Raw genomic sequence first — 16,459 nt, 5'->3', positions numbered from 1 at the left:
TGAGTCTTAGACACGCGGCTTTTCGCGCATCTCCCAAGTCTCGATAATGTCGCCTTCCTTGATGTCGTTGAAGGAGCCGAGGCCAATACCACACTCGAAACCTTCGCGAACCTCGGTAGCGTCGTCCTTGAAACGACGCAGCGACTCGATGGTGAGGTTGTCTGCCACCACGGAACCGTCGCGCACCAGGCGTGCCTTGGCGTTGCGCTTGATGATGCCGTTCTTGACGATTGAACCTGCGATGTTGCCCCACTTGGAGGAGCGGAAGACCTCACGGATCTCTGCGGAGCCGAGCTCCACTTCCTCGTACTCGGGCTTGAGCATACCCTTGACGGCCTGCTCAATTTCCTCAATCGCACGGTAGATGACCGAGTAGAACTTCATCTCGACGCCTTCGCGGTCGGCAAGTTCTGCAACGCGCTCTGCCGGGCGGACGTTGAAGCCGATGATGACCGCGTTGTCCACGGTAGCCAGGTTCACGTCGTTCTGGGTAATAGCACCCACACCGCGGTGGATGACGCGCAGCTGAACCTCGTCGCCACCGGCGTCGATCTTCATCAGGGACTCTTCCAGTGCTTCCACAGCACCGGAGACGTCACCCTTAATAATCAGGTTCAGGGTGTCCATCTTGCCCTCAGCCACAGCGGCGTCGAAGGACTCGAGGGTCACGCGCTTACGACGCTTAGCCAGCTGAGCGTTACGATCAGCAGCCTCACGCTTCTCAGCAATCTGACGAGCGGTACGCTCTTCCTCGGTGGAGAGGAAGGTGTCGCCTGCACGAGGAACGGTGGACAGACCCAGCACCTGAACGGGGCGGGACGGGCCAGCTTCCTTCACAGCCTGACCGTTCTCATCGAACATTGCACGAACGCGACCGTGAGCAACACCGGCAACGATAGCGTCACCGACGTGCAGGGTACCGGACTGAACCAGGACGGTGGAAACCGCACCGCGGCCCTTGTCCAGGTTTGCTTCAATAGCAACGCCGCGCGCTTCCTTGTTCGGGTTAGCGGTCAGTTCGAGCACGTCAGCGGTCAGGGTGACAGCCTCAAGCAGCTCGTCGATGTTGGTGCCGTTGCGAGCGGAGACGTCCACGAACATGGTGTCGCCACCGTACTCTTCGGGGATCAGACCGTACTCGGTGAGCTGACCACGGATCTTGTCCGGGGACGCGCCTTCCTTATCGATCTTGTTCACAGCAACCACGATCGGCACGTTAGCTGCCTGTGCGTGGTTCAGTGCTTCAACGGTCTGGGGCATAACGCCGTCATCAGCTGCGACCACGAGGATTGCCACGTCGGTGACCTTCGCACCACGGGCACGCATAGCGGTGAACGCCTCGTGACCGGGGGTATCGATGAAGGTAATCGCGCGGTCTTCACCCTCAACGGTGGTGTGGACCTGGTATGCACCAATGTGCTGGGTAATGCCGCCGGCTTCACCCTCAATGACGTTGGTGTTACGGATAGCGTCCAGCAGGCGGGTCTTACCGTGGTCAACGTGACCCATGACGGTAACAACCGGGGGACGAACCTCCAGAACGTCCTCGCCCTCAGCTTCTGCTTCGGCTTCGAGGTTGATGTCGAAGGACTCGAGCAGCTCGCGCTCCTCATCCTCCGGGGAAACGATCTTGATGACGTAGCCCAGTTCGGCACCCAGCAGCTCGAAGGTCTCCTCGTCCAGGGACTGAGTCTGGGTAGCCATCTCACCCAGGTGGAAGAGAACCGTAATCAGCGATGCCGGGTTTGCGCCAATCTTCTCAGCGAAGTCCATGATGGACGCGCCACGGCGCAGACGAATCTCGGTCGAGCCGTCGCCGCGAGGAACAACCACGCCACCGGGTGCCGGTGCGTTCAGCTGCTCCTGCTCATGGCGGCGAGCTGCCTTGGACTTGCGGCCCTTACGCTTGGAGCCACCGCGACCGAATGCACCCTGTGCATTACCGCGACCGCCGGGGCCGGGACGACCCGGACCGCGGTTGAAGCCGCCGGAACCGCCGCCGCGACGTGCGCCGCCGCCGTTACCGCCGCCGTTGTTGGAACCGGACGCGCCGCCACCAACGTTGGAAACCTTGGGCATCATCGAGGGGTTCGGGCGTGCGCCGCCGCCACCAGCCGGACGGGGTGCACCGGGACGTGCGCCAGCTGCCGGACGGGGGCCACCGTTACCACCGGGACGTGCGCCACCTGCGGGGCGGGGACCGCCGTTACCGCCGGGGCGTGCGCCACCGTTGCCACCGGGACGACCGTTACGTGCCGGACGGGGACCGCCGGAACGCTGGGAGTCGCCGCCGCCACGCTTCATACCCTGCTGGGATGCGAAGGGGTTGTTACCGGGGCGAGGACCGGGCTTGGGGCCGGGCTTCGGAGCGGCAGGCTTGGGTGCTGCCGGCTTCGGTGCAGCCTCGGGGCGTGCCATGCCCTGCTGGGATGCGAAGGGGTTGTTACCCGGGCGGGGGCCGCCGGGCTTGGGTGCTGCTGCCGGCTTTGCGGCGGGCTTAGCTGCTGCAGGCTTGGGAGCTGCGCTCTCAGCTGCGACAGGCTTAGCTGCAGGCTTAGGTGCCGGCTTAGCGGCAGGCTTTGCCGCTGCGGGCTTGGGGGCTGCCGCAGGCTTAGCGGCGGGCTTTGCTGCTGCGGGCTTGGGTGCCGGCTTAGCGGCAGGCTTAGCTGCCGACTCCGCGGGTGCTGCCTTTGCGGCAGGCTTAGCGGCTGCGGCGGGGAATTCCGCGCGCAGCTTCTTCAGAACCATGGGGTTCAGGGTGGAAGAGGAGCTCTTAACGAACTCGCCCATATCCTTAAGCTTGGCAATAACTTCCTTGGAAGGTACGCCTACTTCTTTAGCAAACTCGTGTACTCGAGGCTGAGCCAAATTTTCTCCATTCCCGGTCCGCACCGGGAATGGTGCGGACACTAATGTTTACGGGGTGCACGCCCGAAGGCGCGCCAATTCGTGAAATTGCCGGTGGGTGAGCACGAAAGGGTACTCATTTCGCGGCACTCATTAGATATCCATCAGTTTTCTGACTCGCTTTCAGATAAGAAGTCGTCAAACTCGTTGACTTACAGAGGGCATATACCCGAAAAGCGTCTATGAGGGGGTCGAGTCCGCAATAACGGCTCGAATCTGCTCACAGCACGCCTGCAGCTGGGCTGCAGGGACCGCTTTTTTGAAGGCGCGCGCCAGACCGTTCTTTTTCTGCAGAGCGGCTACGCACTTTTCGCTCGGATGGATCCAAGCGCCTCGTCCGGGCATAGTTCCCGCCGTATCGGGCTGATAGGGCGGGGTGTCCGCCTGCTCGGTAGCAGACGTGACGGGTGTGCGGGCGATGCGCAGCAGGTTGCGCTGTTCATCGCGGGCACGGCATCCGATGCAGGTGCGGACCGGTCCTTCAAACGCTTCGGAGGTTGCGGTGAGGTCGTGATTGCTCATGGTCCTCTCCCCTCTCTAGCGTGTGTAGAACCGCGTTCGCAGTACATTCGTGATGCTCTATCCGGTGCGCGTGAGGGCACGATAAAGCGCCCGGTTACGCACCGGCACATCTTAATAGTGTATCCCGTTTTTAAGAATCATGGGCAAAACTGTGACGCAGGCGCAAGAACACCGGGCACGTTGCTGCCCGATCTCTTGCGCCTGCATCAAAAGGATATGCCGCGGGATACGCCCCTCACCGGGGCTAATGCTTATTCAGCGTCCTGTGCGGACTCTTCTGCTGCTTCTTCAATTGCCTTCTCAGCGGAAGCTTCTTCAGCCAGGCTACGAGCCACGCGAGCTGCAACCTCTTCCTCGGCACGAACCTGAGCGTACTTGGACTCGGAGAGAATATCGATACGCCAGCCGGTCAGCTTCGCTGCCAGACGCGCATTCTGACCCTCACGGCCGATAGCCAGGGACAGCTGGTCATCCGGAACCACGGCACGAGCGGAATACTCACGCGGGTTCGCGATAATGACCTCGGTGACCTTCGCCGGGGACAGTGCCGCAGCGATGAAGGTTGCCGGATCGGTCGAGTAGTCGACAATGTCAATCTTCTCGTCGTTCAGCTCGGCAGCAACCGCACGCACGCGGGCACCCATATCGCCGATGCACGCACCCTTAGCGTTAATGGTCGGGTTCTTCGCGGACACAGCAATCTTGGAGCGGTGACCAGCTTCACGTGCGATGGAGTTAATGGAAACCAGGCCCTCAGAGATTTCGGGAACCTCGTGCTCGAACAGGCGCAGAACCAGGTTCGGGTGCGAACGAGAAACCACAATCGAGGGGCCCTTGGGGCCGCGGCGAGCCTCAACCAGGTAGGCGCGCAGGCGGGAGCCGTGCGGGTACTTCTCGCCCGGAACCTGCTCATTGCTGGGCAGAACAGCTTCAACGGTGCCCAGGTCAACCTGAACCATACGCGGGTTGTTGCCCTGCTGAATCACGCCGGACACCAGGGTGCCCTCACGGTCCTTGAACTCACCCAGAACGGATGCGTCCTCAGCGTCACGCAGACGCTGCGAAAGCACCTGACGGACGGTTGCGGCAGCGATACGGCCAAAGTTGTTCGGGGTATCGTCGAACTCGTCAATCTTCTGGTTGTCCTCATCAAGCTCAGGAGCCAGAATGACGAACTCGCCGGTGGTGTGGTCGATGACGGCACGAGAACCCTTAATGGCGCCGGGCTGCTTCATGTACGCGAGCAGCAGGGCGTTCTCAACCAGGGTGAAGAGCTCCTCCATGACGAGAGAGCGCTGCTTCGCCAATGCGCGCAGTGCGCCCAGGTCAATAGTTTTAATATCCTCCACGCTTTTCAGCCTTTCCCAGTTAGCACGGCGCCGGGACGCTCAATGCGCCCCGGCTCCCGAACGGTATATACCTGACACGGAACACCCCGTGCCTGAAGCTTTAATAACTCTATTCTACCGGCTCAGCGGGCGAATTGAAGTCAATCTCGACGTGAGCAGAAGCAATATTTTCCCACGGAAGCAAGCTCGGCTCGTGGTACGACTCCTTCTGGCCCTTCTTCGTGTTCTTCTTACGAGCCAGCACCGGACCCTCATCCTGCACCTCGTGCAGACGCGCCAGGTACTCGGTGCCGTCGGGTGCGGTGACCGCAATCAGGCGGGTACGGGCACGCTCCCAGTGGCGGCGCTCAGTCAGGGCGCGGGTAGCACCGGGCGAGGACACCTCCAGCTCGTAGGGGAAGAACTCGTCGTTTTCATCCGCACGGTCCAGGGCGCTCGAAATCGCACCGGAAATCTCCGCGAGGGAATCCAGCGACAGCGAATCGGTACGCTCAGCGGTGTAGTCCACCGTAATCTTCACGGTACGGTTCGCCGCCGGGCCCGAAATCTTCAGGCCCTCCAGCACCAGCGAGAACTCGGAGATAACCGGGGCAATCGCCTCGGCAACCTCTTCCTCACGAATTGCGCGGGTACCCACGCGCACCGGTGCCTCCACCACGGGCTCGCTCTCAACGCGAGTGCGGGGAGTGTTCACACCATTCGCCACGCGGGATGCGGCACGGCGCGCGCGCGCATTCGGGGCGCTCTTCTTAGAGCCAGAACGCTTCGGCTTGTATGCCATAGTTCTCTTCTTTCATTCTTCCGCCGCCTACCCTGCCCCACCTCTTAGGAGGCGGGGCAGGTGGCAACGGTTATACGTCTCTGCGGGCTAGTGGCGCACCTTAGGCGCCGCGCACCTCAGCGATGACCTCAGCCACCGCATTCTCGACGGACACCTCGCGAGCCTCACCGCTGCGGCGATCCTTCAGTTCCAGCACGCCGTCCTTGAAGCCGCGACCAATCACCAGGATGGTGGGCACACCCAGCAGCTCGGCGTCGCCGAACTTCACGCCGGGGCTGGTCTTCGGGCGGTCATCCAGCATGACCTGCAGGCCGGCGGATTCCAGGGATGCGCTGAGCTCTTCAGCGTACTCGTGGGATGCTGCGTCCTTGCCGGTGATGACAATGTGCACGTCTGCCGGTGCCAGGTTACGCGGCCAAATCAGGCCCTTCTCGTCGTGGTTGCCCTCGGCGATAGCAGCCAGTGCGCGGGTCACGCCCACGCCGTAGGAGCCCATGGTCACGGTCTGCAGCTTGCCGTTCTGATCCAGAACCTTCAGACCCAGTGCCTCAGCGTACTTGCGGCCCAGGGCGAAGATGTGGCCCATCTCGATACCGCGGGCTGCCACCAGCTCGCCGGAGCCGTCCGGTGCCGGGTCGCCTTCGCGCACCTCGCACGCCTCGATCACGCCGTCGGCGGTGAAGTCGCGGCCGAAGACCAGGTTCGCCACGTGCTTGCCCTCTTCGTTTGCGCCGGTCACCCAGCGGGTACCGCGCACCACGCGGGGGTCAACGAAGAAGGGAATGCCGGTTGCGGAAGCTACCGCATCCTCGTCCTCAGTGTGCGCACCGAAAAGGGGAGCGTCCAGGCTCAGGCCGGGGCCAATGTAGCCCTTGACCAGCTGCGGGTATGCCTTCAGGTCCTCTTCGCTGGCTGCCTCAACCTCAACCTCGCCGCCGATGCCCAGAAGGGCGCCGATGTTGACCTCAACGCGGCCCAGGTCCACGGCACGGTCGCCGGGAACGCCCACGGCGAAGACCTTACGCTCGCCGGAGGGGGTGATGACGGTGCCCAGGAAGCACTTGAGGGTCTGCGAAGCATCCAGGGTGCCGCCGATAACCTCGGAGTGCAGTTCGTTCATGCGCTCCACCAGGGTCTCAATGGTGGCGGAGTCGGGGGTGTCCACAACGAGTGCCGCCGGGGTGTCCTCGGTGATTTCGATTTCCTCGGGAACCACGGTGGTGACGGCCTCAACGTTTGCCGCGTATCCGCCTGCGGAACGCACGAAGGTGTCCTCACCGATGGGGGTCGGGTGCAGGAACTCTTCACTGCGGGAGCCACCCATCGCGCCGGACTGTGCGGTCACAATGACAATCTCCAGGCCCAGGCGCTCAAAGATGCGCTGGTAGGCGGCACGGTGAGCCATGTACGCCTCGTTCAGGCCCTCATCGTCAATGTTGAAGGAGTAGGAGTCCTTCATGACGAACTCGCGGCCGCGCAGCAGACCCGCGCGGGGGCGCGCCTCGTCGCGGTACTTGGTCTGAATCTGGTACAGGTAAACAGGCAGGTCCTTGTAGGAGGAGTACAGGTCCTTAACCAGCAGGGTGAACATTTCCTCGTGAGTGGGGGCCAGCAACATGTCTGCACCCTTGCGGTCCTTGAGGCGGAAGAGGTTGTCACCGTACTCGTCCCAGCGGTTGGTTGCCTCGTAGGGTTCGCGGGGCAGCAGTGCGGGGAAGTGAACTTCCTGCGCACCAATGGCGTCCATCTCTTCGCGGATGATGCTCTCGACCTTGCGCAGTACCTTCAGGCCCAGGGGCAGCCAGGTGTACACGCCGGGGGCTGCGCGGCGGATATAACCGGCGCGGACCAGCAGCTTGTGGCTGGCGACCTCAGCGTCTACGGGGTCCTCGCGCAGAGTGCGCACGAAGAGGTTGGAAAGGCGAAGTACCACGATTCTCCTTGAAAGGTCGATAGGTTTAGGTAGGGTGCCCGAGGCTCACCGGGTGAGCCGTAAATAGGCACAGTCGTCTTTAATTTTATAGCGTTTTAGGGTTCGGCGTGTTTAGCGCTCAAAAATGATGGTCGAGAACTGCCCAATCTGCTCCCAACCGGTCCCCCGATACATGGCAAGAGCACGGGCGTTGTAGTCGTTCACGTACAGGCTCAAATGCGGGTAGCGGCGCTGCAGAACCTGCGCGGCGGCGGCAAAGAACGGCTTAGCCAGCCCGTAGCCGCGGTAGTCCGGATGCAGCCACACGCCCTGCACCTGCGCGGCGTCCAGGTTCACGATGCCCGCATCCGCCTTGAAGATCACCCGCCCGTTCACATCGGCGACAATGGCGCTGCGCTGACCGGCAATGAGCGTGCGCAGGCGCGCCGCATAGCCGTCACCGTAGCGGGCAATCGGGTCGAAGCCGACCTCCTCGGTGAACATGGCGGCCGCGGCGGGCAGAAGCTCCCCCAGGTCCGCGGAGGTGGCAAGGCGCGCATACCCGGCAGCCTCACCGCTGAATTGGACAGCGCCGGCGGGACTCTCCCCCGGCTTGAGGGGCCTGGGTTTGATGGGCACGGGTTTGAGAGGCGCGGGCAGGTGCGCCGGCAGCTCAGGAAGCTCCGCCTCGTAGAAGCGGGCGAGGTCCTTCTCCGGCGGCAGATACAGCAGCGGTTGATTGGGACGCTCCGACAGAACCCGCGCACGGTGATCGCAACCGTCGCCCAGGCTCGGCTGCAGCATCTGCAGTAGCGGGCTCTTACCGCTGCGAGTCTGCTCGCACAGCTCCTGCATGCGCGTCCACAGGGGCATCACGAAGGCGCTCTCACCGAACATGGAATCCAGGCGAGAACCCACCTGCAGTAGCAGCTGAGCCAGCGCGTCACGATGCGCGAGCGCCGTAGCATCCAGCGCCACTGTGTCCAGGGCGGGAGTGTCCAGGGTGGTGGCATCCGCCGCTTCAGCAACGGGAGAATCCACATCGTGCTCAGCATGTTCAACAGCGACATGTTCAACTGCGACATGTTCAATTGCGGCACCGCACAGCCGCACCGGCACCACATTCGAACCCAACAGCAGCACACAGCACAACTGCCCGTCACGCGCACAACCCACAAAGCCCTGATAGTAGTGTAGCGGAATACGCGGGGACCTCACCGGAAGAGGGCACGCCAAATAATGCTCAATGGAGTACAGATTCGGGACCGGGTCGCTGAACAGGACCTCCTCCAGCTCATCGCACCACCGAGCATCCAGAGCAAAAACGTGTTCCTTCACGCGATCAGGCATAGGGGAAGAATCCATCGACGAAACAGCAGCAGACGAAACAGCAGCACGCCGGGCACGATTAGCCTTACGGCGGCGAGAAAAAAGAGTGAACATGACCTGTTGAGTGATAGAGAATGAGCGACAAAAAAATAAGTGAAAACACGGGGACACGCACCCCCGAAAAAGTAGCCGAATCAGGCGGCCACAACCGGCAGCGGCAAGCACCAAGCCCGCCACCACCATAACCGGACATAACCGGAAAAGCGCGGAGGCGCCCTCACCAGGGCGCCTCCGCGCACAAAAGCTAACTAGCTCACCGAAACAGCCGGGGAACCCTCGGGAACATACTCGCCCGAAGCCTCCATCTCAGCAGCAATACGGGTCGCCTCTTCAATCAGAGTCTCAACAATCTGATCCTCAGGCACAGTCTTAATGACCTCACCCTTCACGAAAATCTGGCCCTTACCGTTACCGGACGCCACACCCAGGTCAGCCTCACGAGCCTCACCCGGACCGTTCACCACGCAACCCATCACGGCAACACGCAGCGGAACCTTCATGTGCTCCAGGCCCTTAGTCACGTTCTCAGCAAGCTCCCACACGTTCACCTGCGCACGACCACACGACGGGCAAGACACGATATCCAGCTTGCGGGGGCGAAGGTTCAGCGACTCCAGGATCTTGGTGCCCACCTTCACCTCCTCAACCGGAGGAGCAGACAGCGACACGCGAATAGTATCGCCAATACCCTGAGACAGCAGAGTACCGAACGCCACCGAGCTCTTAATAGTGCCCTGGAACGCCGGACCAGCCTCAGTCACACCCAGATGCAGGGGCCAGTCACCGCGCTCAGCCAGCTGACGGTACGCCTCCACCATCACCACAGGGTCATTATGCTTCACAGAAATCTTGAAATCACGGAAACCGTGCTCCTCAAAGAGCGAAGCCTCCCACACAGCAGACTCAACCAGAGCCTCCGGAGTAGCCTTACCGTACTTCTCCAACAGACGCTTATCCAGCGAACCAGCATTCACACCAATACGCAGAGAAACGCCGTGGTCCGAAGCCATCTGAGCGATTTCCTTCACCTGGTCATCGAACTTACGGATATTACCCGGGTTCACACGCACAGCACCGCAACCAGCCTGAATAGCCGCATACACGTACTTCGGCTGGAAGTGAATATCAGCAATCACCGGAATACGGGACTGCTTCGCAATAATGGGCAGAGCCTCCGCATCCTTATCAGTCGGGCACGCCACACGCACAATATCGCAACCGGCAGCGGTCAACTCAGCAATCTGCTGCAGAGTCGCACCAATGTCGTGGGTCTTAGTGGTCGTCATCGACTGCACCGAAATCGGAGATTCAGAACCAACACCGACAGAACCCACCTTAAACTGGCGAGTCTTACGACGCGGGGACAGAACCGCGGGAGCGGGCTTCGGCATACCAAGGCTGACCGACAAGGTTTTCCTCCATACATGGGTTATGAAGGACGTACGACGCATCCTTCGTTCAACTTTTTATTGTGCCACTGACGCGAAAGAAACCACTAATACGGGTACCCTTACCGCGTGCAACAACACACTAAAACAGGGTGATGGGCTTAACAATATCCGCCACAATCAGAATGACAGACATCACAATGAACGCGCCAGCCACCACATACGTCAACGGCAACAACTTCACCGGATCAAACGGACCCGGATCCTTACGCCCAGTCAAACGCGCAAAGAAACGACGCACACCCTCCCAGAGGGCACCCAACACGTGGCCACCATCCAGAGGCAGAAGCGGAATCAGATTAAACGCAAAAAGCATCAAATTCATATTCGCCACCAGCGAGACCAACATCGCAGCCTTCGCCTTCACATCAATACGGTCAGTAGCCGTCACCTCACCAGCAATACGACTCACACCAACCACAGACACCGGCGACTCAACACTACGCTCACCACCAGTCACCAAAGTCACCGTCAACTCCCACACACGCTGCGGCAACGACAACATCGACGAACCCACGCGCGAGAGCGTATCGCCCACCATCGCAGGCACCTCAGTAATAGAACCCGGCACCAACTCACTCGACGGCGAAACACCCACAAAACCGCCACGAGTCGTCGCAATCGAACCGTCCGCAGCACGCGCATACTGGCCCTTACCATCAGAAACCGGGCGGATCATCTCAACCGGAGTCACCGACAAATCCAGACGCTGACCATTACGCTCCACCGTCAAAGTGCTCGGGTGAGAACCCGCCGCACGAATCGCCGAAGACACAGCCTCCCACGAACCCGTCGACGCACCATTCACAGCAACCACACGGTCACCCACCTGCACACCAGCAGCCTTCGCAGGCGACGGAGTGGACTTATCCGTACACTCGCCATAGCTAATCGAATCATGAGTAACATTCACGCTCGGCACGCACTCAGACACCGCCGACACCTTATTCGTCACCTGCGCCGTACCAAAACCACAAATCAGCACAGCAGTACACACCACACCAATCAGCAGGTTCATGGTCGGGCCACCCAGCATAATCACCATGCGCTTGAGCACCGGCAACTTATAGAACAGGCGGTCCTCATCACCGGGCTTCAGGCGCTCAGCATCCGCCGCACGAGCCTCCTCAGCCAAGGACGCAAACGGGCTGGTACTGCCCGAATGGCCCTCCTCATGGTGCTCCTTCACCTCAGCAGGGCTCGGCGGGTACATGCCAATCATCGAAATGTAACCGCCCAACGGGATCGCCTTGAAACCGTACTCGGTCTCGCCGCGGCGGAAAGAGAACACGGTCTTACCGAAGCCAATCATGTACTGCGGAACGCGCACATTGAACAGCTTCGCGGGCACCAGATGCCCCACCTCGTGCAGGGCAATCGAGACGGCAATAGCGATTGCCATGAGGATAATGCCCACAGCGTACAGCAGGATTTCCACGCTTTTTCTCGTTTCGGTTCGGGGATACGAAGCTTCTAGGATACTCGCTTAGCCTGTGAAGGCGCCCTCCCCCGCCTCATGTGACTATGCAGGACGGTGTGGGTGGGTACGCTATACCCTTCCTCCGGTGAGGTGCGGGCATGTGGAGGGACGGTGTTCGTCCTCGTTCCTACAGGGGCACCCGCCCTCGCTTCGCTTCGGGCACCCTGATGTCACTACGGACGACACCGCCCCTCAGCACCTGCTCAGCGCGACTAGCCTGCCGCCAGGGTCTGAGCCGGATCAATACGCGAAGCCTTCGCCGCCGGGTACAGACCAGCCAACACGCCAACCAGTGCGCCAGCACCCAGGCCCAACAGGATAGTGTCAGCACTAATAATCGGCGTCCAATGGTTCAGCAAAGACACAATCGAGATGCCGTTAACCGCCAGCACAATACCAGCCACAGCACCCAGGATACCGGTCAGCAGCGCCTCCGCCGAGAACTGCAGCAGAATACCCGAAGGGCGCATACCAATAGCCAGACGCAAACCAACCTCACGGCGACGCTCCATCACCGCAACCAGGAACGTATTCATAATGCCCATCGCACCAATTACGAGGGTAATAACGCTCATCGCAAGAAGCATAGTGCGTTGCTGCTGGTCGACAGCCTCACGAAGGGTCTTCGGCTCCGGCGGAACACTCACGCTATACAGAGCGGGACGTTCCGGCGAGAGCGCGTACGGTGCTTCCTCCGCAATCTGGTTTGCGGCACCGGCAACAGTACTCACCACAATCTGAGTGGAACGCTTACCGGTCTGCGCCGCAACGGCACCGCCACCGGCAGCGGGCTGTGCTTCTTCAAGATCGGCACCAGGCTTCGCGCCCAGAGGCAGGTAGACCGAACCGTACGACAGAGTCAGCGAGGGATTCTCCCGCACCACGCCGATGACGGTGTACGGCTCATCGTGAATATAGACCGTAACTCCGGGGCTATAGGGCAGCGCAAGCTGGCGCATCACGCTTTCGCTGAGCACCACGACCTTATCGTTCCGCTCCACATGCCCCTCGTCGAAAGTGCGGCCCCACACCAGTTCATGACCCTGCACGCTAAAGATGCTGGGGGTTGCCGCACGGACGGCAGCCGTCACGTTAGCACCGCGCTCACCGAAGTTGTCGGGGCCGCGCTGAATATCGGTGGATTCATCCAGCTGATCCACCAGCGCGGTACCGGTCACTCCGTTCAGCTGGCTAACACGCCGATAATTCTCGCTCGCCGCCAGGCTCAATAGTTCACCGCGGCTCATGGATTCGGTTCGGGTCGAGCTTATCGTCAGGTGCTTAGCCCTAAAAATGTCGAAGCTGTCAGCCAACTGCCCAGAAATGGTGGCGGTCAGACCAACGGTCAGCACGAGCGAAGCGATACCCAGCACCACACCAAGCATGGTGAAGATATTGCGCCTCACCCGGTGCACGGTAGCGTCCCAGGCTTCTTTGAGGGAGGCGAGCGCCCAGGGTGCACGCCCACTGCCCTGCGGCTTAGAAACTTGTTCCTCAGCAAAGCTAGGCAGGTTCAGAGACGCGCGGTCGGTCGTTTCTTCCTGCCGCTGTGCATCCTGCTCGATGAGCTGCCCCTCGTGCATACGTAGCACCCGGTCGCAGTGCTCCGCCACGAGCGGGTCGTGAGTAATCACAATTGTGCTTTGCTGATCGCCCGTACATTCGCGGAGCAGGTCAATGACTTCGCGGGTGAGCTCTTCATCCAGCGAGCCGGTCGGCTCATCGCAGAGCAGCAACGCCGGTTCCCCAATGAGCGCACGAGCAATAGCTACACGCTGCTTTTCACCGCCTGAGAGAGTGGTGATGGGTGCATCCGTCCGGTGGCTCAACCCCAGCAGGGCGAGAGTATCCGCAACACGTTGCGCTCGCTCCGCTTTGGGCACGCCACGGTAGATGAGCGGTAGCTCAACGTTGCGGTACACGTTCTTATGCTCGATGAGGTGGAACGCCTGGAAGACGAAACCGATGTTGTCCAGGCGCGCTTCAGCTCGCTGTGCCGCGTTGAAGGTTGCGGTGTCTGTACCGTCCAGCAGGTAGCTGCCGGAGGCGGGCATGCTGAGCAGACCGAGGATGTTCAGCAGGGTTGATTTGCCGCTGCCGGACGGTCCCAGGATTGCGACGACTTCTCCGTAGCGGACTTTCAGGTCAATATTTTTGAGCACGTCAATTCGGGTGTCACCCTGCATAAAGTGCTGGGACACTCCCTGAATATCGACGCTATAGGCTGGTGGGTGCGCGTGAGCGGCGCGGGAGTCAGTCATGTCTACTCCCTACTTTTTCTCGCGCATGATTTTGACGCTGTCGCCTTCGTGCAGGTCACCGGTGACGGCGTTCTTGCCGTTGGCGTTGCTGATGACGGTAACGGTTACCTCGCGTTCTTCGCGGGTCTTCGATCCGTTGGAGCTTTCGGGGCCGAGCACGATGACTCGGGTCTGTCCGTCACGGGTGTAGAGCGCCGATGAGGGTACAACCAGGTGCGCTTCGGGGGTTTCTTCGAGGGTGAGTTCCGCGTTGACGGCGCCTCGGAGGCTGTCCGCCTTATCCCCTACGTCGAGGGTGAGGATGCGTTCCCCTTCGGTGCTTCCTGCCGCACCTGCTGCGCCGTTGAGGTTGGAGCCAGCCGCGCCTTCTGCGCCGTTGGCCTGGCGACCGGCCTGGCTGTTGCCTGCGGCACCGGCGGCTTCGGTGGTGTTCTTGTATCCGAGGGTTGCGACGTACTCAGTATCGCCGAGGGAGGGCACGGTTACCTTCTGACCGCTACGAGCTTCGGGGGTGAGCCTGCCGGTGGTTCCGGTGCAGCTGAGAGTCTTGTTACCTTCTGCGATGGTGGCTACGGGACCATCTGCGATAGCGCCGGTTGCGCGGGGGTTGCCGGTGACGACTCCGGCACGGTTGATGATGAGGAAGTAGCGGGCGGGAATGGGCTGGTCAGTCTTGACGGGCGCGTAGCCGAGGCTGTCGAGGAGGTTGTTGAGAGCCTCGTAGGTGTCTTCGGTGATGCGCGCGGGCTGCGGGCCCTGGCGTCCCATGGCGGTTAGTGCCTCGTTGAGGAGTGCGGCGTCGGGGCCGCTGTCGTCGAGTTTGAGGTCGCGGTAGAGCGCGAAGCCGCCGGTGAGGGTGATGAGCGGTTCACCGTTGACTTCTGCGATGAGGGTGCCGTTGCCAACGGTGTCACCGTGTTTGATGGTGGAGGGGTCCGGGGGTGCCGCTTCTGCGTCTTTTTGGGCGGTGGTTTTGATGTTTTGGGCGCTGATGAGCGTGCCGACGGTGATGATGAGGAGCAGGGCGATAATGCCGTAGAGCCAGAGGGTTTTCTTCTGGCGGGTGGGGGTGGCGCTCATGGTGTCCCTTCTTTGGGTGCGCGTGTGGGAACGCTATTGTCTGTGCCGTTTGGGCTTAGGGGCGGCGATGCCGTGTGGGGTTAGCTTGTGCCCGGCACGGGGATACGTGCCGGGCACAATACGCTGTGATGAGGTGTAGCCGTTGCAGCTACTCTGTACGCCTGTTCTGGTTAGTCCGGTCTGATTAGTCCGCAGGATTAGCTCAGAATCTTTCGGGCGTTCTCTTCAGCAGTTTTCTTGGCGGTGGTCACCTGTTCGATGAGGCCCTGCTCCTTTTCGAGGAAGGAACTCAGGTAAGCGATAGCAATCTTTCGCTGTTCGGCATCCAGCCCGGTTGCTTCACGGCAGGTCGCATCGTTAATCGCCAGTTCGTGGGTGTCTTGGTTGTTCTGGCGGTACTGTTCGCGAGCCATAACCGGCGTGGTGTAGTCTCCCCCAAAGCGTTCCTTCATACACTGTGCCCACTTCTCGGTGGCAGGCTCAAGGTCTTTGAAGATTGCGTCGTTGTTGAGGTAGTGAACCGCGGTAATGTGGACCCTTCGTATGGTCGCGCGGGATTCTTCTGAACCAAAGACTGCACGGGTGGCTTCTTGTTGGCAACCGCCCTTTCCTTCAGTACCGTTAAGAGCCTGCATTTCAGCGTCGCTCATAGTACGGCTCTGCTCTTCCAGTGCTGTAGTAGCCGCAGAGTAGCGCTCTTCGTATCCGCGAGCGCGGGCGTCCGCAACGGTGAGAGGTTCAAGATCAGCATGCAGAAGCAACGGGATTTCAGTTTTTCCTGCAGGAACCTTGTAGTTCGGGAATCCGCGTTCAGTCATGCACTGGCTCAGGGAACGCTGGTAGGCACGAACAACGTTGTCAGAAAGCGAGGCGAGGTTCTCTACTTTTTCGATAGCTTGACTATCGGGGCTCTTGGAGGCGCTATACGCCTTCTCAGCGTTAGCGGACGCCGAGGAGTCGGCACTGGGCTGCCCGGATGCGCAGGAGCTAAGCGCCAGGGTCAGCGGGAGTAGAGCCCCGGCGAGGGTTCGTAGGGTGTTCTGTCGACGCATAGGGGCACTTCCTCGTGAAATATAGCTGCATCTTTGTCCGCTCGTTCAGGGGCTCTTCGTTGTTTGCCCTTGAGAGAAGATGATTTGAACACTAGCCTACTATGCGCCGGGGGGGGAGGCAAGGGGGGACGGTGTTTATCCTCGCCTCTCTGGTGGGGATGGCACGCCGTATGTTTCTCAATCGGGATACGGCTGGAGGGGCGGTGTTCGTCCTCATTCTGCACCATAGCGTTTGGGGAGGCACGCCGCATATTTCCTCCGCGCCTACGCAGGGGCAC

Annotated in this window: 11 protein-coding genes; all 11 read right to left on the bottom strand. The window is 60.8% G+C overall.

Annotation, left to right across the window (positions count from 1 at the left end):
- Positions 1-6: 6 nt before the first annotated feature.
- The 11 genes from infB to HMPREF2942_RS00510 all read right to left on the bottom strand — a co-directional run bounded on the left by infB (position 7) and on the right by HMPREF2942_RS00510 (position 16,181).
- Positions 7-2,868 carry a translation initiation factor IF-2 gene (infB, locus tag HMPREF2942_RS00560; RefSeq protein WP_049355113.1) on the bottom strand — a complete coding sequence of 954 codons (2,862 nt, stop codon included), beginning with the start codon at positions 2,866-2,868 and terminating at the stop codon, positions 7-9.
- Positions 2,869-3,087: 219 nt separating this feature from the next.
- Positions 3,088-3,429, bottom strand: a complete 342-nt coding sequence (locus HMPREF2942_RS00555; protein ID WP_049341695.1) for a YlxR family protein — start codon at positions 3,427-3,429, stop codon at positions 3,088-3,090.
- 251 nt (positions 3,430-3,680) lie between these two features.
- Positions 3,681-4,778 carry a transcription termination factor NusA gene (gene nusA, locus HMPREF2942_RS00550; protein WP_049328007.1) on the bottom strand — a complete coding sequence of 366 codons (1,098 nt, stop codon included), beginning with the start codon at positions 4,776-4,778 and terminating at the stop codon, positions 3,681-3,683.
- Between the two features lie 109 nt (positions 4,779-4,887).
- The gene (rimP, locus tag HMPREF2942_RS00545) at positions 4,888-5,559 is read right to left on the bottom strand and encodes a ribosome maturation factor RimP (protein ID WP_049341694.1); all 672 of its coding nucleotides are present in this window, start codon (positions 5,557-5,559) and stop codon (positions 4,888-4,890) included.
- Between the two features lie 100 nt (positions 5,560-5,659).
- A complete protein-coding gene (locus HMPREF2942_RS00540) occupies positions 5,660-7,492 on the bottom strand; it encodes a proline--tRNA ligase (protein ID WP_049341693.1) in 1,833 nt (610 codons plus the stop codon).
- Between the two features lie 111 nt (positions 7,493-7,603).
- Positions 7,604-8,914 carry a GNAT family N-acetyltransferase gene (locus HMPREF2942_RS00535; protein WP_070687907.1) on the bottom strand — a complete coding sequence of 437 codons (1,311 nt, stop codon included), beginning with the start codon at positions 8,912-8,914 and terminating at the stop codon, positions 7,604-7,606.
- 194 nt (positions 8,915-9,108) lie between these two features.
- Complete coding sequence (ispG, locus tag HMPREF2942_RS00530; protein WP_044142245.1) at positions 9,109-10,251, bottom strand: flavodoxin-dependent (E)-4-hydroxy-3-methylbut-2-enyl-diphosphate synthase; 1,143 nt, start codon at positions 10,249-10,251, stop codon at positions 9,109-9,111.
- Between the two features lie 139 nt (positions 10,252-10,390).
- On the bottom strand, positions 10,391-11,746 hold the full coding sequence (locus HMPREF2942_RS00525; RefSeq protein ID WP_049328003.1) for a M50 family metallopeptidase: 1,356 nt from the start codon (positions 11,744-11,746) through the stop codon (positions 10,391-10,393).
- 254 nt (positions 11,747-12,000) lie between these two features.
- On the bottom strand, positions 12,001-14,049 hold the full coding sequence (locus HMPREF2942_RS00520) for an ABC transporter ATP-binding protein/permease (protein WP_070687905.1): 2,049 nt from the start codon (positions 14,047-14,049) through the stop codon (positions 12,001-12,003).
- Between the two features lie 9 nt (positions 14,050-14,058).
- Positions 14,059-15,129, bottom strand: coding sequence for an efflux RND transporter periplasmic adaptor subunit (locus tag HMPREF2942_RS00515; RefSeq protein WP_070687904.1), 1,071 nt, complete (start codon positions 15,127-15,129; stop codon positions 14,059-14,061).
- A 197-nt stretch (positions 15,130-15,326) separates the two neighbouring features.
- Positions 15,327-16,181 carry a hypothetical protein gene (locus tag HMPREF2942_RS00510; RefSeq protein ID WP_070687902.1) on the bottom strand — a complete coding sequence of 285 codons (855 nt, stop codon included), beginning with the start codon at positions 16,179-16,181 and terminating at the stop codon, positions 15,327-15,329.
- Between the last annotated feature and the right edge of the window lie 278 nt (positions 16,182-16,459).

The sequence above is a fragment of the Rothia sp. HMSC071C12 genome, from assembly GCF_001813895.1.
Taxonomy (GTDB): Bacteria; Actinomycetota; Actinomycetes; order Actinomycetales; family Micrococcaceae; genus Rothia; species Rothia mucilaginosa.
Note: the sequence above shows the minus strand (reverse complement) of the source record. Positions and strands in the feature narration are given on the sequence as shown.